We start from the raw sequence: 21524 nt of genomic DNA, 5'->3' as shown, positions 1-21524 counted from the left end.
ATAACACATACAAGGCTCATTTGCATTAGATTGCGTCCAATTTATCAATGACCTTTTCAAACTGTCGGCGTTTAATCTGTATGCGGTTGCCATTCATAATGAGCCAGCCAGCGTCCTTGTTTTCCTCTGCCAAGCGTCTTAGCTTGTTTTCTCCGATACGGAAATATTTTGACGCTTCTTCAATGGTAAGGGTGTATTTTTCCCATACGGGAATATCGTTGTTATTCATCAGATACCCCCTTTCCCATGTTTCGTGTCATACTGGATATAGGGGATAAGGTCGGTGCGGTTTATCCTCTGTAAATGGGCGGTCAGTTTACTGGAAAGGGAAGTGCTGTATCTTGCCTTATCAAGCATAGTTCCCACCCGTTCCAGTCCACCTAATGCGTCATGTTCTTCCAAGAAATAAAAACTTTTGACAGCAGAAATCACGCCACCCTCTGTGAGCCATTGCTGTGTTTCCTCAAGGGAATTTTGCTGTTTTGGTACTTGCAGTTTCAAGACTTCCACAGCCCCTAAAAAGCGTTCCCAAAACCGACACGTTTTCCATCTGCTTTTATTACTTTCGTTTCTGTTTGGCACAACAAAGCGTAGGTTGTTTGCCAATAACCCGAAAGCCAGTTTCCCAAGTTCCAGCGGTCTGTCTTTGAATGTCATGGCAAAGACATGAGCCTTATCATCACGCAGTTGCATTTCTGTCCGTTTCCAACTGCCGACTTCATTAAGTGTCTTATTATGTTTTGAACATACTTCCTTATCCTTGTCATAAAAGCGGTAAGACAATCCCGATTTACCAGCACCGATATAAACAGTCTTTGCGGTGTCGAAATCATCAAACTTGCTTTCATCAAAGTGGTAGCCCTCACTATTCGAGATAAATTCCTCTTTTTCGCATTTCTTCTTTATCTGCTCTATGGTAAAGAATGGCTTTTCGTTCTTATCATCAATGGCAATATCAAGCCTTGTGAAATGGAAATTATCCAGTCCGTATCTTCGCTCACAATGTTTGAACATATCCCCAAAGGTATAATTCCTACTGTCGAGAATACGGAAAATATCATCACACCCTCTGCCAGTCATAACAAGATAACAGCCTAGCCCTTGTGGGTTGTCCTCTGTCTTTCTTGCGTCCCCTGATACATAAATATCTCCAATCTGCCAGCGTGCTTGATAAGTCTTGAATTTAACGCTTGCCGGATAGACATTGAAAATGTCAGTCGGTAAACCTAAAATGTGCATGATGACATCTTCTGCGGTTGCGGTTTCAAATACAATGCTGATGTAATCAATCTTAACGGATAAATTTTTGTGTGTAGTTATAGTGCATTACTCCTTTCGTACTTCCCGTTTTTTTGCGGGGTAAAAATCGTGTTTTTTCCTTTATTTATCACAGTTTCTAGGTACTATGACATGTATGCGCAGGGCGGTGTTACATATACGCCCTTTACGAACGCCTAAAGGCGTTCCCTTTCTTCCTGTGTCTGCCCCGTTCTTAACGCTCACGAGCCTTGTAAGGCTCGTGGCTAAACGGAACAGCCCCAGTCAGAAACCTTATTTTCGGTCTGATAGTCCATGCTTATTCATGCTATCAAAGTGAAAATATATATTTTATATGCTTACTCAAGCGTGTGATTGACCCTAGCGTGCTTAATCACTCTGTCTAATACGATAATAACTCCATTAGAATTACTTGTCAAGAAGTTTTTGTTGACTTTTAGATATAGATTAAGTATGATATGCTTATAAATACCAAGAAAAGCAACGAAAGGAGCGGTTATACTAAGTTATGGAGCATTATGAAAAGAAAATCAGTTTCTTAGGAGAAAACATACAGACCATAAGAAAACACAGAGGAATGAAACAACAGGAACTTGCGGACAAAATCGGTATCAATATGCAGAGCCTTTCCAAGATTGAACGTGGCGTGAATTATCCTACCTTTGATACGTTAGAGAAGATAATGGACGTGCTGGGTGTAACGCCCAATGAATTATTGTCGGGAGAATGGAAGTATATTGACCACACCGAGCCCTATATCATGGATATTATCAAACGGGAACAAGACTTCAATGTTTCCTTAGATTACCTGTCTGAAAATGAATTTTTCGATGATGAAAAAGAATGCACATTTTACAAGGCATATAAACTCATACAGTATATCCATAACTACATTACCAATGAGGTTACGGAGTTGGAAGAACTTATGGAAATCAAGCAGTTGATACAGCGTCAAAAACTGGAACGCATGATAAAAGTGCATAAGGAAATGCGAGGGTTAGACCGATACAGAGAACAGCCCAAAGAGTATAAATACCATGACCCTTATGATGATTGGATATTTCGTCAGCTTGCGGATATAGACAACAGAAACAACATTCCCGACACTTCTCCACAAGTAGACTTCAATGAAGCAGACTATGAAGATTATCTAAAGGCGAAATGGAACAGAGGTCTTTAATTTCCTCTTGCATGGAAGATACAGCAAACAAAAAGCCCAGTAAAGAGTGCAAAGCACCACCAATGGTGGCAAGGCTCTTGACAGGGCTTTTTCTTTTCTGTTGTGGGGTAATCAAGAGGAAGAAAGAAAAAGTGTGCATTTTTGTTCCATAAATGCTAAGGGTATGCTGATTTTTATTGTGGCGGATATATGGAACTGTTATAATATGGATATGAAGAAAGCGACAAATTTGAAAGTGTTAATAATTTTCAAACAGCCTCATTGCATGGAAATAAGAAACAGACTATCCTTAAAGTAGGAGGTGGCACAAATGGCAAATGAAGATAAAAAAGATTTTAATGCTATGTTGCATGATAGTAAGGATATGCCAAAATTTCAAATTATCATAGACCAGAAAAGTATTGAGAAATATGGTGGAAACAAAATGTATTTTGCTCCCCCGATTGACTATGACAAAGTAATGAAAAAAGTTCCGTATGGTAAAGTGATTACGGTTGGAAAAATACGAGAACACTTTGCAAAATTGAGTGGTGCAGATTTTACAGAGCCGATTACAGCGGGTATATTTGTTTCTATTGTAGCGTGGGCGAGTTATCAGCGTTCCGAAGATGAAACACCCTATTGGAGAACATTAAAAGCAAACGGAGAATTAAATGCTAAATATCCAAATGGTATTGAAGCACAGAAAGAAAAATTAGAAGCAGAGGGACATACCATTATTCAAAAGGGGCGTAAAAATATACGATACTATGTAAAGGACTATGAAAATTCTCTTTTTGATTTGAAATAGGCAAATTCTATTTCACAATTTCATATCTCTATACACAAAGCAGTTAGTCTTAGGATTGACTGCTTTTTTCATACCTAAATTTCAGATTGGAGTGATGAAATGGTGTTTGTTAGAGCTGTTCACTAAGATTATCGGTGCATAAAATTTTATTGTGGTGCAGATATGAAAATGATATAATGTGGATATGAAGAAACGGACAAACTAGAATTTGTCGAGCTGGTTAGTTCGAGATAATTTTGAGTTTGTTAAGATGTGGTGCACTTGATGGAATCACAGGTACGACATCATATTATGGAGGATGAAATAGATGATAGGTTTGATTGTTGCGAGGTCAAAGAATAATGTTATAGGCAAGAATGGTAATATACCATGGAAAATAAAGGGAGAACAAAAGCAATTTAGAGAGTTAACAACGGGTAATGTGGTTATTATGGGGCGAAAGTCTTATGAAGAAATCGGTCATCCGTTGCCTAATAGAATGAATATTGTTGTTTCCACCACAACAGAGTATCAAGGAGATAATTTAGTTTCAGTTAAATCATTAGAAGATGCATTATTATTGGCTAAAGGACGAGATGTATACATATCTGGTGGATATGGACTATTTAAGGAAGCTTTGCAAATAGTAGATAAAATGTATATCACAGAAGTAGATTTAAATATTGAAGATGGAGATACATTCTTTCCAGAATTTGATATCAATGATTTTGAAGTTTTGATAGGGGAAACACTTGGTGAGGAAGTGAAATATACGAGAACATTTTATGTAAGGAAAAATGAATTGAGTAGATTTTGGATTTAGGGTGTTTTCATAAATATATTGCTTTTTATGCATATATAAATTGTTGTAAGACAAATCCCAGTTTGACAATTTCATATCCATACACACAAAGCAGTTAGTCTTAGGATTGACTGCTTTTTAAAAAGACACCATTTAGGTGTAATGATGTCTTTTGGGTGTTATTTTATAGGTCATATCAAGGCTCATTCAATCGTGGTAAATTCGTGGTAAAATGAGTTTTTTCTATACTTCAAAATACTTGAAAGTATAGTGTTTATGCGGATAATCGAAAATTAGATATAAAATTTAGTAAAATTCTTTTATTTGTTATTAATCAATTATATACAAGTTGTTTGCTATTGTTAGTAATCACGCTGCAAAACATTTCTATTGATACCTTTATTTAAGATATTGAGAAAAATATATCGATAATATATTGAGGAGGTGCAAATATGAAAAAAATTAGTTCGATACTATGTTCTATTCTTACTGCTTTTTGTCTATGTGTTCCTACAACAATGGTCAATGCAAATGATTCAACACAAAATATCGAAACTTTAGCAACCAATTTTGTTTCTGGCGACGAAAGGTTTATTACTTCTATAAATAGTTCAAGTTTCATAATATTTAATGTGCATGTAGGTGCTAACGTAACCAGAGAAAATAACTTTTTAATTAAAGAATATAATGCTGTATATGCGAATGTTACTCAAGAAGATAGTCAAAACATTTCAGCTAGTGGTATTGTTAAAAATTCAATAACAGCAGATATTAAAGGTACTTATTTAAATATTACAGTTTCCTTTAGATATGATATACTTAACAGTAGCGGAATGTATGTATTTAAAGATAGAACAGCTACATATACAGTGAGAGCTGATTAAATACATAATTATCTAAAATGAATTATTCTTAGAGGAGTTATCATGAAACGAATACTACGCAGAGTAAAATTAGATCTCACAAAGAAGTTAAGTAAGACTTTTTTGAAATGCGTAGTTTTTATTGTCTTATTTTCAATGTTATTTTCTTCACTGTATATCCAGAATATCTCCAAACAATTAGAAAACAGTATTATTGGAGAATTTGACATCTATGCTGAGATCAATCCAAATATCCAAGAAGAAGGCATGGAATTAGAAACTTTTTTACAGGAAACAGCTGAATATGAAGAAACGATCCGTGATATTGCCACTCATACATCTCCTAGTTACTATGATTTCAATTTAACGAATAAAGCTTTCAGGTCTTTGATCAGATCCATAAAAATTGAGGGCGATAATGTAACACTATATGACAGTGGAGGTTCCTCACCTATCAGCAATGAAGAAATATGGGAACAAATCAACACTTTCTGGCTAATTTCATCAGATGTAAAAAGTGTACGTAGTAGCGTACCCAAAGATATTGAAATGAAAGCTGCAACTTTGGTTGCTGGAAGAACATTTAATGAAAATGAGCTAATCAATGGTGAACATGTCTGTATCATTCCAAATGGCTTTAGAGAATATAGAGATGGAAAAGTTTTATCTGTCTGGCTAGGTGATGAGATCGTACTTTCAGAATTTGTTCAGGATGAAAATGGAAATATCGTACATTATAAGGAACACACATATACGGTCATTGGTGTTTACAATGCTGAAAATGGTGTTTCAATGGAAACTATGTCAAATTTTTTGGAATCACCTATCTATATTCCTGAACTTGCTTTTGGTGAAATGATCGAATCTCCGCTGAAAATCGCAAATGAAACATATGATAATTATCTTGAAGAACACAGTGCATTTGTCGTTCATCCAACGATCTTCAAATTCTCTACAATTGATGACTTTAAAGGGTTTATCAACTATTTAGAAAACTATGCTGATAAATTTGATGAAGGATATACATACAGCACGACCATGGAAACACAGTTTTCTTCAATCAGTAATATTCTCTCTATTTCAAAATCAATATTCTACATTTCAGCCTTATGCTTCATTGCCTGCATCTGCATCACATTTATCCTGCTTTTGTTCGACATTGAAACAAGCAAGAAAGAAATTGGAATATTATTATCATTGGGTGAATCATTTAAAGCTGTTGTCATCCAATATATTCTTGAAATGTTAATCGTATCGTTGATTGCAATCACAGTATCTTTCGCTGTCACTCAAACTATCGGCGTCCGTGTAGCAAACCGCTTGGTTCAGGATCAGATCATTCAGGAAGAATCTGTTCAGTTCAATGATAGCAGCTATAAAATTGAAGTTGAGCACTATGAAGAAATCCTGCAGCCATTATCAATTACTGATAATATAAAGATCACATCTGTTTATATCATAGGTATATGTTTATTTGAAAGTATTCTTTTGATTTTCCTGATCAAAAGAATTGATCCAAAAGAATTATTGAAGGACAGTTAATATGAAAAGCTATTATCTAAGAAATGTACTTAATCAAATCATAAAGAAAAAAGTAGAAACCATGATCATATTTTCTATTCTTTTGATCATGTCTTTGTTCTTATCTCTGATACATTTCTTTGGATATGACGATTCAATGGAAGCAAATATTGCTAATACATTATCCTTGAGATATGAGATCGGCAATACCCATGTAGTAGGACCTGAAGGTTCAGAGATCACTCTGTATGATTATCATCATGATTACTTTGAAAGAATCATTACTTGGATCGAAGAAGTCGAGAAAGAGGAAGAAATCGATTATGCAGATTATAATATCCAAATGGATCTATACAGTGGCTATGATAAAGAAATGGGGTTTTTGACAGGATACAGACTGTTTGGTGTTTCAAATGAAAATTATTTGCTGGATAATCATATCGAGCTTGTCGAGGGTAGATTTCTTTCACAGGAAGAAATCGATTCAGGCGTTCCTTATATTATAGTTAGTAATGAAACATCCCTAAAAATTGGTGATCATATTTCCTTAGGTGAAGCTGATGATGAAAATGGCGGTATCCACAAAGATATCACTGTAGAAGTCATTGGTATTTATAAACACAAGAAACAAAGTATCTATTATGAAAAGAATGATTCATTTGTGAATTCCCAAGGTGTTCTTCTATCAAATAAAATACTCCATGATCTTTTATTGACAAAAGTTCAAAATGAAACCATCGACAGCTATCACTACTCGCTTAACCATATCTGCTTTTATCTAAAAGATTATCAGGATTATGTAGGCTTTCAGGACAAATTAGATTCCTTAATCAGAAAGTTTAATCGAGAAATAGAAGCTTTAGAATATATTCCTTCCAATCTCACGATTACCGAAACGAATACCGGAAGTATCATCCAGTCTGTTATGAGAATAAAAAATGTATATCAGGTCATATTTTCCATTGTTTTTATCATTACTGCTTTGATACTAATTTCTAGTATTTATTATTTATTAAAGAAAAAGAGTGCCGAGATGAGCGTTTATTATTCTCTAGGCCAATCAAAACTTAAGATCACTCTTCATTATGCACTGGCTTATATGCTGATTGGTGTAGTTGCTGTTTTAATCGGAATCGCTATCGGGTATTTCATATCCAATCAATTAAGTATCATGATGCTGAAAGATAATGTTGAGCTGCAAAGTGAATTACTTAAATTTACTAGTACAACTTTGGACAGCAGCAATATCAATGACAATATTCAAACCTTGTCCTTTAATGGAGTAAAGGCATTGTATGCAGCGATTGAAACATTAGCCGTTGTATTTATCAGTGTACTAGGTTCAATGATGCTGATTTTAAATGATCGTATTTTATCAAGAAATGGAGGCTGGAACTAATGGAGCACGTGCTGGAAGTAAAACATCTCAATTATTTTTATCCAGATGGTGATGGAAAAAGAATTATTTTTGAAGACTGTAATATCAGCTTTTCGTGTGGACGATTCTACGCTATTTTAGGTGATAGCGGATCTGGAAAAACGACCTTTCTTTCTGTGATTGCAGGTCTTGATAAGCGTTATGAAGGTGAAGTAATTTATGAAGGAAAAGAAATCAAAGAGATCGGACTGGATAAATATCGCCGAAGTGGTGTATCAATGGTCTTTCAAAGCTATAATTTGATTCCCCATTTGAATGCAATTGAAAACTGTTTGATAGCAATGGATATTTCAAGCAATGTATCATTTCTTGATAAGAAAAAAGTTGTTGAATTATTAGCTAAATATGGCATTGATGAAAAGAAAGCGAAACGTAAAGTGAATAGTTTAAGCGGTGGTGAACAGCAGCGTGTAGCTATCGTACGGACGATCCTTACAGAATCTAAAGTCATCATTGCAGATGAACCGACAGGAAATTTAGATCAGACTGCCAGTCAGTCAATCATGGATGCATTTCTACAATTAGCACATGAGGAAAAGAAATGTGTGATCATGGTGACACACAATCAAAAGCTTGCGGAAATGGCAGATGTTCAGCTTATGATCGATCAGAAGAAAATGATCAGCAAGGAGGAAAGAAAATGAAAAAAATAGCAGTTAGCTTACTCGCTTTATTTACGCTTGTAGGATGTCAAAAAGAAAGAACAATTGAAGTGAATATGCTTGATACAGGATATACGATCGAACCTGTTTCGACGATTGAAAACATACCTGTAAATACGGCAGCTTGGGGATGTACGATTGATGGCAAAGTAAGTGCTTGCATTGAAAAATATGATCAATATAATATTTTACATGGGTATGGTATTTACGATTTTGAAACAAAGGAATATAGGGAATCAGACACCAATCCTATTCAAGAGGATGAAACATATGGACATGTTTCTATTTCCACCAGCGAATATAATGTATATACCAAAGTAATCATTGATTATGAAAATCAGATGAATACAACTTCCTATTATGTTGAGAAAAACGGTCATTACTCCTTTCTTCGTGAGAACACTCAATCCGTAGATTTAACCAGTAACTATCGGCATTTATCTGTTTATGAAGAAAACGATAAGGCATATCTGGTTTATGATGAAGATAATGATCTTATCATCAATGAGATTACTTCAGCCGGATATAAAGAAATAGAGCGCAAGCCTCTTCAAATAGATGACTATACTTTAACAAATTATTACTATGATGATGCCCTTGTCTTGGAATATTCATCAGACCAAGATAATCTAGTAATTATCAATGATGAAGAATATTATTTAGAACACTATTCACATTATCTTATTTTTGATGATATTCTTTTAGTTTCAAACTACACAGAACCTGATGGCGGCAATATGCAGGATTTACTTAATACATATGTTATTGATCGTAACACAAAAGATAAGATTCAACTTGACACTCCCATCAAAACATTATTTTGGTTTCAATATGATGACTATTACTATTCATATAATGAAGCAGGCGAATTAGTAATCTTAAGATATTATGATTCCATTGACATCATAACTACATCGATAAATTATAATTCTGTAGATAATTTAAATACTTTAGCAATGAATAATGGTATCTATATATTTGAACAGGATTATATCAGTGAAACTATGACAATTTCCTTATTATCTTTGACATAAGAAGAAAAAACAGAATAAAATGAAAGTAAGCTTATCATTTAACATGCTATTCAACGATGAGCAAATATGATAAACCTATAGATTTCCTAATAAAAGGAGGCATAAAATGAAAAAGTCAATAATAGTTATCTTACTTTCTACACTTGTTTTAACAGCTTGTCACAGCAATGAGAAAAATGATCCTACAATAAATCTCGAATTAGCAAATACTCCATATACCAGTGAAAAATATGGATTAGATGAGGATAGAATTGGTGTTGTAGTCGCTTCTAAACTTTATGATACAGAAACAGAAGATGAAACAGGAAGAATCGTTATTTATGTACAAGGCAAGGACTGGCATAATGAAGTTTTTATAAGCTGGACAGAGAATCATTTAATTAATTCAAAGTGTAATGATAAAGATTGTTTAGAATATTTGTTATATGAGGTATTCCAATTACAAGAAGATAATTTTTTAAATGAAACATTAAACTATTTTAGTGCTTTTTATGAACTAGATGAAGACTTTATTCTTAAACGTCGAGAATTTGAGGGCTATGATGGTTTTATTGAAGTTACTATAAGTGAAAATAAAGAAGCTAACATATATTCAGACCCATTTATTTTAGTTGAACAAGGTAAGCAAGATCAACTGGTCATTGAATCTCATGTATATGAAATTCAATAAAAGCTATCTAAATAGGAGAATACAATCTCATGTTCGCTAACTTATTATCTAGTATTTTAAATTTCTTTATATTTTCTGTAACCTGCCAAAGTTTCTTTGAAATGAATATATCAAAGAAAAAATACATTTTGATTCAACTTATCATCGTTTCTTTTAAATCAATCATAAGCATACAAGGAAACCCTCAACTTAATTTTGTTTCATCACTGATAACAAGTATTATTCTTTTATTTTTTTTCAAAGGGACTTTTATTCACAAATCTTTACTTTTAATTTTCTATGCATTAATTAATGTCATCTGTGAATTATTATCACTTAAGATAAATACGCTCTTTTTCTCTAAAGAAGAAGTTCTTAACACCCAATCTATTGCATATTTTAGTGGTATTTTGTTAAGTAATTTCTTTTTAATCCTCCTCATTAAAATCCTTTCAATCTATATAAAGACATTTAAACTTCCTTCGCTTCCTAAATATTTTGGAGCTATCTTTATTTTACCAACAACAACCATACTCATGATTTTAGGTATCAGTGATTATTATGAAGTAACTGGGAGATCAAATTATTTCGTATTTATTTTGCTAGGCCTCCTTCTTTCTAATTTAATATGTATTTATGTTTTTTATCTTGCAACGATCAAAATCATCAACGAAAATGAATTAGATAAAAAAATACATAAAACAAAAATAAAACTAGAAACAGCCGAAAAAATACTTAATCAGCAAGATTTGTTTTTTCATAATATACGCAAACAATCGATAGATATGATCGAGCTTTTAGATCATCAAAAACTTACAGAATTAAAAGAGTATATTCAAAACATTTATCAAGATACTGCAAACACCTACAATATGATAAATACAAATTATGATCTTCTTGATATGATTATTAACGATCGCCTCTTTATCTTAAAAAATAATCAAATTGAAATTAAATCTATATTACAAACAACTCATTTTTTTGGTTATGATTCTTTTGAATTGGAATCATTTTTTTGCTATCTAATAGATTTAGCCATTCATGAATCATTAAAAAATGAAGCTGATTCAAGAAAAATACAAATAGTCAGTAAACCATTTGATCAGATGACACTTTTAACATTATCTTTTCAGTCGTATTCAAAAAATACAGAAGAAATAAAAAATAAGATTGAAAAGGATTTACATGATTTTATTTCTAAACAGCAATTAAACTATCTCGTTTCTTCTGAAATTTCTCCAAATATGATTTCTATAAGTTTTATTTTTAATCAATCATAAAATTAAAATAGCATATTTGAATAAATCGCAATAACTATAAAATTGATTTATTGCCGATTTTATGCTACTTTTTATGTAATAGTGGGGAGAAGAATATGAAATTTTTAATTATTGAAGATAACCAAAATGATTTATTAGAACTAATTGATCTAATCGACAACTATAATAAAAAATCAGAAATTGAAATATCTTATGATATCGAACAAGATTATTCAAGAATTCTTGATTCTATTGATCATTATGATTTTATACTCATGGATATTGAGCTCAACAATAATACCAATGGTGTTGATTTAGCTTGCAAGATCAGACAACAAAACAAAGATATTAGAATTATTTTTATTTCCGCTTTTACTAAATATCTGATTGATGGATATAAAGCAAGTGCAAACCTTTATCTTTTAAAACCAGTTTCCCAGGATACTTTTAATGTATCTATAGATTCACTAGCAAAAGATTATTTCTATCAAAATGCCGGTTTTTATGATGGCAGATATTCACAAGATAAAATCTATTATCACGAAATCACATACATAGAAATGATTGCAAGAAAACTGCATATTCATTTTGTAGATAAGAAGGAATTTATTAATAATGATACTTTATTAAAATGGTCAAATCATCTTAAAGACTATCCTTTTTCACAGCCTCATCGTGCTTTTTTAGTGAATTTGGAACACATTCAGACTTTCAATAAACACGAAATCATTATGACAAATGGCGAACATTTACCCATCACCGATATCTATATCGAACAATTTAGAAAAGACTACATTCACTATATGAATAGGGGACTAACAGCATGATTGGAAATCTAGTTTCAAGTATCGTTTGTATCGTAATATACACATTATGTTGCAGATTGTTTTTCCATTTCAAAGAAAAACAAAATCATCTTCTTTTTCTAGTTACTCTTTTATTACTGATACTTATCAAAACTTTAGCACCAATAAGAGAAAGTCTTCATATAAATTTTATACTTTCGTTTGGTACATATATCATCATTCTATATTTCTTTAAGAATACTCTTGCATATAAAGCATTTTTCTTTTTGTTTTATCTCATTTGTTCATCCCTTTGTGACTTATTTACCATGAGATTCTTTTCTTTATTTTTTCTAGAGAATGTCGTTTCAAACGATCTTGCATATATCTTGGGAATCATCGTCACTAATCTATTTCTTTTATTTTTTATGTATATCATATCGATCTATTGGAAAACTTTTTCATTAAAAGCTATTCCAAAGTATTCATGGATATTACTATGCCTTCCATTAACAACAGTTCTTTTAATTATCAATATTGATGATTATTACCAGGCAGTTGTCAACCAGACCTTTTTTATTTTCATTGTTATTGGATTACTTATTTCAAATTTAGTCTGTATTTATATCTATTACAAAACTGTTATTACAATCGCAAACGAAACGGAGTTAGAACTAAAATTAAAGAAGACAGAAATGGAAAATGAATCCGCGACTCAATTACTATCTCAACACAATGTATTCCTTCATGATATTCGCAATCAATCTATAGATATGATGAAACTTTTAAAGAAAGGAAAGTATACAGAACTAGAAAACTATATCAATGATATTTATAGTGATTCTATCAATATATACAATATGATCAATTCTAATTATAAAATTCTAGATGTCATCATCAACGATAGACTTTATATTATAAAAAATAATAATATCCAGTTAAGAATACAATTAGAATGTACTGTATTTCCTCCATGCAACGATATGGAAATGGAAATAATATTTAAATATGCCATTGATACAGGAATACAAGCATGTATCCAATCAAGTGCTGATCAGCCTTCATTAAACATTATAAGTAAAAAAATTGAGAAACAAACCATTCTATCTTTTTCTTTCACTTCAGCTAACAATGATGAGTTTCAATTATCCACAGACTTAAAAGATATGCTGGATCATTATGGAATTTATCATCTTATAGAAAATGATCCTTCACAATTGAAATGTACCATCAACTTCTTATTCTTTGAAAAAGATATTTCAGACAATAAAAAGGCATTTCAGACAATAAAAAAGTAAATAATATAGAATAATTGTTATAATATTTAAGTGCGGTGAATCGAAATGAAATTTGAAATAACATTAAAAAGTGAGAATATAAAAGAAATATCTAACATGTCACTTCCTAAATTTGTACTTGTTATATGCCGTATATTATTAATACTAACTATTCTTGTTACCTCTGCATGTTTTTTATTAGATAGTTATGTGAATGCTCTAATATACCTGATATTAGATATACTTATCGTTTTTTATCCATCACTCTTAAAACATATTATCTTTAAAAGAACTATGAATAAAATAAATGAGATAACACAAAACAAGGGTATCATCACATATTGCTATGAATTCAAAGAAAATAGCATCAATATCATAAACCAAACCATATCTGCTAATTATGATATAAGTTATGATAATATTAAAAATTGGATAGAAAGTGAACATTTCTTTATTTTAATCACAAAAGCAAGACAAACGATTACAATCAATAAAGATGAAGCAAATGAATATGATTTTTAAAAGAATTTCTAAGAGATAAATGCAAAAGGGGGAAATAATGATGAAAAAAAGACTATTACCATTTATATTTATTATCAGTACGATGTTGTGTGGCTGCACTAACAGTGCTACCCAGGAAGAAATCGATTTAGTGGAAGCTCTGTATGCTGATGAAGTATGGCTCACAGATGAAAATCAGCAAAATATTACGGATGAGTTTAAGGAAGAATATTTAGATGATTATCAGAATAAGAAATATCATGAAATCTATGAAGAAATGATGAAGTATGATCCTACTTTAATCATAGATAGCGATGGAAACAACATTAAAATTAACAATAAGTAGGAAAATGAAAACATGAAAAAGATTACTACTATTATTTGTATATTTATGACTTTCTTATTAACAGGATGTCACAATGAACCTGCTCATCAGATTATTGAAGAAGATCTATATTATGCTAATTTAGAAGATTTCTATTCTGATGAAATATTAGAAAAATCTTATACTGATTTAACTACATACTTAAATGATAGCGAGTTTGTGAAAGATAATAATCTTCAAATTCTTACAGACAATATGAATGAATATTCTCTTTCAATCTTAAGTGGTTTTGTTATCGGTGAAGAATTTGAATTAAATCTTTCTGATTATAGCACTTTAAACCAGCAAACAAATACCACGAATGAAGACGTGGTCATTATTCGCTTTGAAAAAGTTAATTATCCTTATATCACTTATTATGAGGGTCTTTATACGGATCAGCTGGTTCCTACAATTTTCTATACCTATGATAATTCTGACACTCTTGACAGAATCGATTTTTTCTTTTGTTTAAAGAATGATTCAGAGTGGCAACTCATGGAAGTCATTCATCATCCTGCATCAGCTAATTAAGGTATTCATTAAGAAAAATATTTAATATGAAGTATAAAAATAGAAACTAACTATTTTCTTAACTATTTATTGCATTCTTTTCAATTATATATAGCATTTCTTATATTTGAATTTTATATTAAATCTTTTTGATTTTCTTTATCATCAAATTTATAAATAAATGTTTCTACATAAATTATTTTTTTATTTCCCATTCTCACTAAAATTAAAATATGAATCGTATCATTTAATTTTTAGACAATAATATGGCATTTCAGACAATCAAAAAACAAATTATATAAATTGATAGTTATAATATAAAAGTGAGGTGGATAGTAATGAAATTTAAAACGATTGTAAAAAAAGAAGATCTTAAAGAACTAGTGAGAGCAGCATTAAAACTTAATTTTATTAAATTTGGTACAATTATATTAGTCTTTTTTCTTGTTTTACAGGCTTTTTCTTCAATAATTACTGATAATGATTATATAAGAGCATTCTTTCAGACATTTTATGCTATTGCTTTCCCAATAGGTATATTTTTCATATTTAAGTATATTATCAACCTGCAAATGAGAAGAATCGATGAATTGTCTCAAAGTAAAGGATTAATCGAATATATCTATGAATTCAAAGAAAACAGCGTGAGTATCATGAATTGCTCTACATCTGTAACTTTGGATATAAGTTATGATAATATTAAAAATTGGAAAGAAAGTGAACATTTCTTGCTTATAGTTACCAAAAGCAATAATTATTTTATAATCGACAGAAATGATGCAAATGAAAAAAATCTACAGGGATTTCTAAAAAATAAATGTAAAAGGTAAAATGATGATGAAACATTATAATGTCAGCAAAATTATATTCAGAATATTTGTCATGATAGCTATTGTATCACTTGGAGGTCTTTTATACATAAAGTGTTTTAAATCAGCCAATGTTGATATAGCTCAATCAGTTAACGGAACATATGAAGCCCTTCTCCAAGCAACAAGCACTCCTGCATGGTCATTTGGATCTCAGACAGGAAAGCTGATACTAAAAAAAGATGAGACAATTATTTCAAAGACAGATTTTGAAATTGCAAATGATGGGAAGTCAATGAGTGAAAAGAATTGGATCGTTTCATGGTATGATGATCGTGTAGAAATCATCTTGGTGGGTGAAGAGCAATATGATGAACTAGTAACACTCTATTATGATGGTCAAGTTGAACACAGCCAGCTTACAACACATCATGATATCTACAGAGAAAATGTATCAGATGATATAACATCTGATTTGCAGGTTGAATCTTCTCAGGAAGAAAAGCAGATAGTTGACGGCTATAAAGCAATATATGAAATCTATTCTGACTATCCTCTTGAAAATTTTAAAATATATTATGGTGCTAAGTTCACTTCCACAAAATGTATCTTATCTGAAAATGATGATACTACAGAATACTTGGTTTATAATGGTAAATCTAAAAATGAAAAATGTGGGTTATATGTCCGTTATCAAAATAAAAAAGATAATAATGGAACTTGGTCGGATGCCAATGCGCTAATCATAGATATTTATGCTTATGTATATGAAAATGACAGTGTAGTAAGTAGTGGCAAAACATATTGGGAAGATATTGCTTTGGAAGCTTTTCAAGAGGTTGCTGAAGAAAGATAACACTGTGATTTCATAACTTATTTAATGATTGGAGGAATTACTATGAAAAAGATATTATCCATTATATTCATCATTAGCTTAACTGCTTGCTCCTTTTCTAAATATGTCATGCAGGAATTAGATGAACCTGTACGTAATATCTACACTGAAAACTTCTATGCCTATATTTATAAACCAAAAGGGCATACGGATGAAGAATTTAAAGAATTTTTTAATATTGATCCTGATGTTGATATTTCTTTAGAAAATTTTCGTTTATTATACCTAGCAGTCGACTTAGATACGATACCTGATTTTAGTACAACACTTCTCCATTTGATTGATACAAAGGAAAATGATTATTATATTGCCTATTTATTACACCATCTCTACCAAATTAATGATGTCAATATCATCTTCGAACAAAGTGATGGTAAAATAGTAAGGATTCAGTAATAAATCAAAAAATACAAAAAAGGTCTGTCAAACAGACCCTTTATTTATATTCTAAGCGGAAGCATCAGAACCAAAAATTCTATTTAATTCTTTCATCGCTTCTTCATTCGCAAAGGCCAAAATAGATTGACCTGGACGGATCATGGTCTCACCATGAGGAATAATAAGTGAATCTTCTTCATAAATAGCAATCAATACTGCCTGTGCAGGCAATTGAAGTTGAGCGATTGTTTTATTGGCATTCGGTGAATGATAATCTACACGTACCCTAACTATAGAATAATCACCCTTTGATAGTCTCATAAGTGTCATGATAGAACGATAGTTCATCTCATCAGCAATCATATGACCAATAATATCTGCCTGATTGATTTTCACATCAACACCCATACCTTCATTAAATAGCCATGAGTTTCTAGGGTTATTTACTCTTGCGATAACCTTAGGTACATCATATTCAAACTTGCCCATCATGGCTGCTGTAAGATTAGCCTCATCTGTACCTGTCGCACATACTAAAGCGTTGCATTGCATGATACCAGCTTTTTCTAATACCAAAGCATCTGTTCCATCACCTACCAAAATACAGTCTTTATTCAATCCATTCTTTTTAAGCGTTTCTAATGAACGATCTTTATTTTCAATGACTGTTACTTGATGATTATTTTTTAAAAGTAAACTAGCAATATATCCGCCTACTTGTCCACCGCCAACAATAATAATTTTCATCAGACTTTCTCCTTTCCCTACAGTTGCAGGATTTCCCTGGCTTTCAACACATAGTCTCTATGGATCGCTAAATAAAGCATATCGTTATATTCGCAAATCATATCTTCTTTAGGAAACAAAGAATGACCTTTCCTTTCTAATGCTATAAGATTCATTTTTCCATCAACATTTATATCCGTAAATTTTTTTCCCTCTAATCCGGCAGATACTCTTGCTTTTACCAGCTGGATATCACCATCACTCAGCTTACGAATGATTCTCCAGCTTCTATTATCTTCTAGATATTCCATAATATTTTCTACTCCTAAACGAGTAATCGATATTGTATATATACCCATAGATTCAAACATCTTGGCACGAATAGGATCATACATTCGAGCAATAACACTCGGTACATGATAAATATTTTTCGCAAGACTGGCAACTACTGCATTGATTGAGTCACTACTTGCGCAGCTGATCAATACATCAGCCGTTGCAATACCTGCTTCTTCTAAAACACTTCGATCATATGCAAAACCCGTGACAAGTTTCCCTGTAAACTCCTCACTTAATGAATGAAAAGTTTCTTTATTGTTGTCTACAACCGTTACATCATGATTTTGACGAACCAGATATTCTGTTACTCTAACACCAAACTTACCACATCCAATTACAATAACCTTCATTTTGATTGCTCCTTTCTTTTCTTACGCAAAAATGCTTTTCTTAACTCTTCTATTCCAAAAACAATAAATGGAATACAAATCAGATACAGCCATTCAATCAATGAAATTGGAGCTGTATTAAAAATACCATTAAAGAATGGAATATAAATGAGTGCTAATAAAAGAATCACTTCAACTACAATTCCAATATTGATATAGCGGTTTGAAAATAAACCTCTTTTAAATACTGATTCTACATCCGTACGATCATTTAAAACCATACCAATCTGCGAGAATACCACTCCTGCCAGCATCATTGTAGTAGCCTCTGCATAAACTCTGCTTCCTTCTCCTGCCAATTCCAGCACAGGCCATCCGTGTAGATAATTTGCCAGAAAATAACCTCCAAGTGCAAACAACGTACCTATAAGACCATACCATATAAACCCTACAAACATCACATTTCGATTCAAAAGACGTTCACTAGAAGAACGTGGCGGCTGATACATCACACTAGCCTCTGAAGCTTCTGCACCTAATCCTAATGCCGGTACCATATCTGTCCCAATATCGATCGTTAAGATCTGCATGATCGTTAATGGCAAAGGTATGAATCCTCCTGATAACAAATAAACCACTGAAGCTGCTGCTTCCGGTGTATTGCTATCAAAAATATAACGAAGAAACTTACGAATATTATTATAAACAGTTCTTCCTTCTTCAATAGCACGTACAATGGTTGCAAAGTTATCATCACTTAAGATCATATCTGCTGCTTCTTTCGCTACATCCGTACCAGTAATACCCATGGCAATACCTATATCTGCCTTTTTAAGCGCCGGAGAATCATTTACACCATCACCTGTAACAGCAACAATATTTCCCATTTCCTGCAATGTACAGACGATACGATATTTCTGCTCGGGAGCCATACGGGCAAAGACAACTTCACCCTCAAGTGCTTTCTTTAACTGAGCATCCTCCATTTCTGCCAGTTCACTTCCTGAAATCACCTGAGCATCCTTGCTCTTTATAATACCAATTTTACGGGCAATACTTTCTGCCGTCAAGCCATAATCACCAGTAATCATAATAATCTTGATTCCTGCATGATGACATAATTCAACAGCATCTTTTACCTCACTTCTTGGCGGATCTTGCATGGCTACTAAACCTATAAAAGTAAGACTTCTTTCAATATTCTCATTGTTATATTCACGAATTGAATCAGGCAAGGTATCATCCTCTTTACGCAAAGGACGATAGGCAACTGCCAATACTCTTAAACCCTCTCTTGCATATCGATCATTTGCTTCCATGATTCTCTCTCTATCAGCATCATTCATAGCACGTGATCTTGATCCATCGAAACAACGTTCGCACAATTCCATAACTTCTTTAGGTGACCCTTTGACAAAAGCAATACGATGTCCACCTTCAAAAGAATCTTTAAGCTGATGGATCGTTGTCATACGCTTTCTTCTTGAATCAAACGGCAATTCCATGATACGTGGATAATGTCTTGCCATTTCATCAAGTTTGACACCGCCTTTTTGAGCTACTACGCTCAAACAGGCCTCTGTCGGATCTCCTAATACCGTATAACGATCATTGCCTTCACTAGGGGCTATTAATTTAGCATTTGTACATAAAGCACCTCCACACAGCAAAAGTTCCAGATCATAACTATTTTTAACGCTCACGACAATATCACCATCAAGTATTTCACCCTTTGGCACATATCCTTCACCCGTGACCTTTAATTCTGAACGCATCATCCACAAGTGATTGACCGTCATTTCATTTTGTGTCAATGTTCCGGTTTTGTCTGAACATATCACATTCGTACAACCCAAAGTTTCAACAGCTGATAACTTTTTTACCAGTGCATTTTCTTTCGCCATTTTTTGTACTGCCAAAGCTAACGAAAGGGTAACTGCCGGCAGCAGTCCTTCCGGAATAAAAGCAACAATCATTCCTAAAGCAAACAAGAAGGCTTCCATTACCGGATCATTCACAAAGAAAACAGCCACGATGAAAAAGACAAGCCCGATGCTGAAAGCAATGAGGGCAATCTGCTTTGTCAATATGTTTAATTCCTTCTGCAGAGGCGACAAGGTTTTCTCTGTATTCGAAGTAAGATTTGCAATCTTACCAAATTCACTATTCATTCCCGTCGATACAACAAGTGCTCTACATGTTCCGGCAGCTGCCGAAGTACCTGAAAAGATCATATTATCTGCTTCAAGATAACTACATTCCTGTCTCATAGCATCACTGCTCTTTTGAATTGGATCACTCTCTCCAGTAAGAGTCGACTGATCTGTTTTAAAATCACTGCTTCTCAAAATTCTAGCATCCGCACTAATCTTATCGCCCTCTTCCAATATCATGATATCTCCGGGCACTACATCTCCTGCCTCTATCTTCTGTTCTTTTCCATCACGAACTACTCGCACATTAGCAGGCAGCATCTTTTGTAAAGCATTCGTTGCTTTTTCTGCTTTAAATTCTTGAACAAATGAAAAAAGTCCATTAATCAAATTTACACAAAAAATAGAAATTCCTAATTCAAGCGATCCTGATATGATTGCCATGATACCGCCACCCCATAAAAGCAGTGCCATTAAACTAGTAAAATTAGCAAAAAACTTTTTCACCATGCTTTCTGGTTTCTTTTGAATAATTTCATTTTTTCCATACTCTTTCAATCGTTTTAAAGCTTCTTGTGAAGAAAGACCCCTCATATCGGAGTCCATCAGTTTACAAGCCTCGACGGGATCAACATACAAGATCTTCATTTTGACATCCATACTCACTGTATTGGCATTTTTTTGTTTCTCCATATTCATTTCTCCTATCAAAAATATTTATCATGATTCATTCACATATCAAATATCAACACTCAATATACCTCACCGCCCAACATCTGCATATAAAAAAACAGACATGCTAGGGCTGTCTGTAGATAAATAAAAGGATATATAAAATCACTATTTATATCTAATTGAATAAATAAAGCAATTTCTTGCTTTATGACAGCCTCCACCACTTATTCAATCAACGGTGATTATAACACTTCTATCTAAGATGTCAATGGTATCAACCATTGATTTTACATGACAAAATCGTCATAAAAAGCGTCAGTTTTCA

General features: G+C 32.6%; 23 protein-coding genes. 18 read left to right on the top strand and 5 right to left on the bottom strand.

Annotated elements, in window-relative coordinates; genetic code table 11:
- Positions 1-25 precede the first annotated feature (25 nt).
- Together BQ5367_RS05235 and BQ5367_RS05230 are read right to left on the bottom strand one after the other, a co-directional pair.
- A complete protein-coding gene (locus tag BQ5367_RS05235; protein ID WP_002610247.1) occupies positions 26-229 on the bottom strand; it encodes an excisionase in 204 nt (67 codons plus the stop codon).
- Positions 229-1290, bottom strand: a complete 1062-nt coding sequence (locus BQ5367_RS05230; protein ID WP_256756141.1) for a replication initiation factor domain-containing protein — start codon at positions 1288-1290, stop codon at positions 229-231. The genes BQ5367_RS05235 and BQ5367_RS05230 overlap by 1 nt, the downstream gene beginning before the upstream one ends.
- 496 nt (positions 1291-1786) lie before the next feature.
- On the opposite strand from BQ5367_RS05230, the gene BQ5367_RS05225 reads away from it, so the two are divergent.
- From BQ5367_RS05225 to BQ5367_RS05135, 18 genes are all read left to right on the top strand, one after another.
- A complete protein-coding gene (locus BQ5367_RS05225; RefSeq protein ID WP_002322214.1) occupies positions 1787-2458 on the top strand; it encodes a helix-turn-helix domain-containing protein in 672 nt (223 codons plus the stop codon).
- 310 nt (positions 2459-2768) lie between these two features.
- Complete coding sequence (locus BQ5367_RS05215) at positions 2769-3248, top strand: MGMT family protein (protein WP_002322212.1); 480 nt, start codon at positions 2769-2771, stop codon at positions 3246-3248.
- A 307-nt stretch (positions 3249-3555) separates the two neighbouring features.
- Positions 3556-4050, top strand: a complete 495-nt coding sequence (gene dfrF, locus BQ5367_RS05210) for a trimethoprim-resistant dihydrofolate reductase DfrF (RefSeq protein ID WP_002322211.1) — start codon at positions 3556-3558, stop codon at positions 4048-4050.
- Between the two features lie 431 nt (positions 4051-4481).
- Positions 4482-4913 carry a hypothetical protein gene (locus tag BQ5367_RS05205; protein ID WP_071441490.1) on the top strand — a complete coding sequence of 144 codons (432 nt, stop codon included), beginning with the start codon at positions 4482-4484 and terminating at the stop codon, positions 4911-4913.
- A 42-nt stretch (positions 4914-4955) separates the two neighbouring features.
- Positions 4956-6434, top strand: coding sequence for an ABC transporter permease (locus BQ5367_RS05200; protein WP_071441489.1), 1479 nt, complete (start codon positions 4956-4958; stop codon positions 6432-6434).
- Position 6435: 1 nt separating this feature from the next.
- Complete coding sequence (locus BQ5367_RS05195; protein ID WP_071441488.1) at positions 6436-7812, top strand: ABC transporter permease; 1377 nt, start codon at positions 6436-6438, stop codon at positions 7810-7812.
- Positions 7812-8495 (top strand): ABC transporter ATP-binding protein, encoded by a 684-nt coding sequence (locus BQ5367_RS05190; protein ID WP_071441487.1) that lies wholly within the window; start codon positions 7812-7814, stop codon positions 8493-8495. The genes BQ5367_RS05195 and BQ5367_RS05190 overlap by 1 nt, the downstream gene beginning before the upstream one ends.
- Positions 8492-9547, top strand: coding sequence for a hypothetical protein (locus tag BQ5367_RS05185; protein WP_071441486.1), 1056 nt, complete (start codon positions 8492-8494; stop codon positions 9545-9547). The genes BQ5367_RS05190 and BQ5367_RS05185 overlap by 4 nt, the downstream gene beginning before the upstream one ends.
- Positions 9548-9653: 106 nt before the next feature.
- Positions 9654-10217 (top strand): hypothetical protein, encoded by a 564-nt coding sequence (locus BQ5367_RS05180; RefSeq protein WP_071441485.1) that lies wholly within the window; start codon positions 9654-9656, stop codon positions 10215-10217.
- Between the two features lie 29 nt (positions 10218-10246).
- The gene (locus tag BQ5367_RS05175; protein ID WP_071441484.1) at positions 10247-11476 is read left to right on the top strand and encodes a hypothetical protein; all 1230 of its coding nucleotides are present in this window, start codon (positions 10247-10249) and stop codon (positions 11474-11476) included.
- Between the two features lie 95 nt (positions 11477-11571).
- Positions 11572-12282, top strand: coding sequence for a LytR/AlgR family response regulator transcription factor (locus BQ5367_RS05170; protein WP_071441483.1), 711 nt, complete (start codon positions 11572-11574; stop codon positions 12280-12282).
- 287 nt (positions 12283-12569) lie between these two features.
- The gene (locus BQ5367_RS05165) at positions 12570-13538 is read left to right on the top strand and encodes a hypothetical protein (RefSeq protein WP_143052351.1); all 969 of its coding nucleotides are present in this window, start codon (positions 12570-12572) and stop codon (positions 13536-13538) included.
- Positions 13539-13583: 45 nt separating this feature from the next.
- Positions 13584-14039: a YcxB family protein gene (locus tag BQ5367_RS05160; protein WP_071441481.1), complete on the top strand. Its 456-nt coding sequence runs from the start codon at positions 13584-13586 to the stop codon at positions 14037-14039.
- Positions 14040-14079: 40 nt separating this feature from the next.
- Positions 14080-14364 carry a hypothetical protein gene (locus BQ5367_RS05155; RefSeq protein ID WP_143052350.1) on the top strand — a complete coding sequence of 95 codons (285 nt, stop codon included), beginning with the start codon at positions 14080-14082 and terminating at the stop codon, positions 14362-14364.
- Between the two features lie 12 nt (positions 14365-14376).
- Positions 14377-14916, top strand: a complete 540-nt coding sequence (locus tag BQ5367_RS05150; RefSeq protein ID WP_071441479.1) for a hypothetical protein — start codon at positions 14377-14379, stop codon at positions 14914-14916.
- A gap of 317 nt (positions 14917-15233) precedes the next feature.
- Positions 15234-15725 carry a YcxB family protein gene (locus BQ5367_RS05145; RefSeq protein ID WP_071441478.1) on the top strand — a complete coding sequence of 164 codons (492 nt, stop codon included), beginning with the start codon at positions 15234-15236 and terminating at the stop codon, positions 15723-15725.
- Between the two features lie 7 nt (positions 15726-15732).
- Complete coding sequence (locus BQ5367_RS05140; protein WP_161940472.1) at positions 15733-16560, top strand: hypothetical protein; 828 nt, start codon at positions 15733-15735, stop codon at positions 16558-16560.
- Positions 16561-16602: 42 nt separating this feature from the next.
- Positions 16603-16995 (top strand): hypothetical protein, encoded by a 393-nt coding sequence (locus tag BQ5367_RS05135; RefSeq protein WP_071441476.1) that lies wholly within the window; start codon positions 16603-16605, stop codon positions 16993-16995.
- Positions 16996-17046: 51 nt separating this feature from the next.
- Here the strand turns inward: BQ5367_RS05135 and BQ5367_RS05130 are convergent, their stop codons facing one another.
- Genes BQ5367_RS05130 through BQ5367_RS05120 form a run of 3 tightly spaced genes read right to left on the bottom strand, consistent with a single transcriptional unit; the run spans position 17047 to position 21217 of the window.
- Positions 17047-17724: a potassium channel family protein gene (locus BQ5367_RS05130; RefSeq protein ID WP_071441475.1), complete on the bottom strand. Its 678-nt coding sequence runs from the start codon at positions 17722-17724 to the stop codon at positions 17047-17049.
- Positions 17725-17741: 17 nt separating this feature from the next.
- Complete coding sequence (locus BQ5367_RS05125; RefSeq protein ID WP_071441474.1) at positions 17742-18392, bottom strand: potassium channel family protein; 651 nt, start codon at positions 18390-18392, stop codon at positions 17742-17744.
- On the bottom strand, positions 18389-21217 hold the full coding sequence (locus tag BQ5367_RS05120; protein ID WP_235858738.1) for a cation-translocating P-type ATPase: 2829 nt from the start codon (positions 21215-21217) through the stop codon (positions 18389-18391). The genes BQ5367_RS05125 and BQ5367_RS05120 overlap by 4 nt, the downstream gene beginning before the upstream one ends.
- Positions 21218-21524: the final 307 nt, after the last annotated feature.

The sequence above is a fragment of the Traorella massiliensis genome, from assembly GCF_900104665.1.
Classification (GTDB): domain Bacteria; phylum Bacillota_I; class Bacilli_A; order Erysipelotrichales; family Erysipelotrichaceae; genus Traorella; species Traorella massiliensis.
Note: the sequence above shows the minus strand (reverse complement) of the source record. Positions and strands in the feature narration are given on the sequence as shown.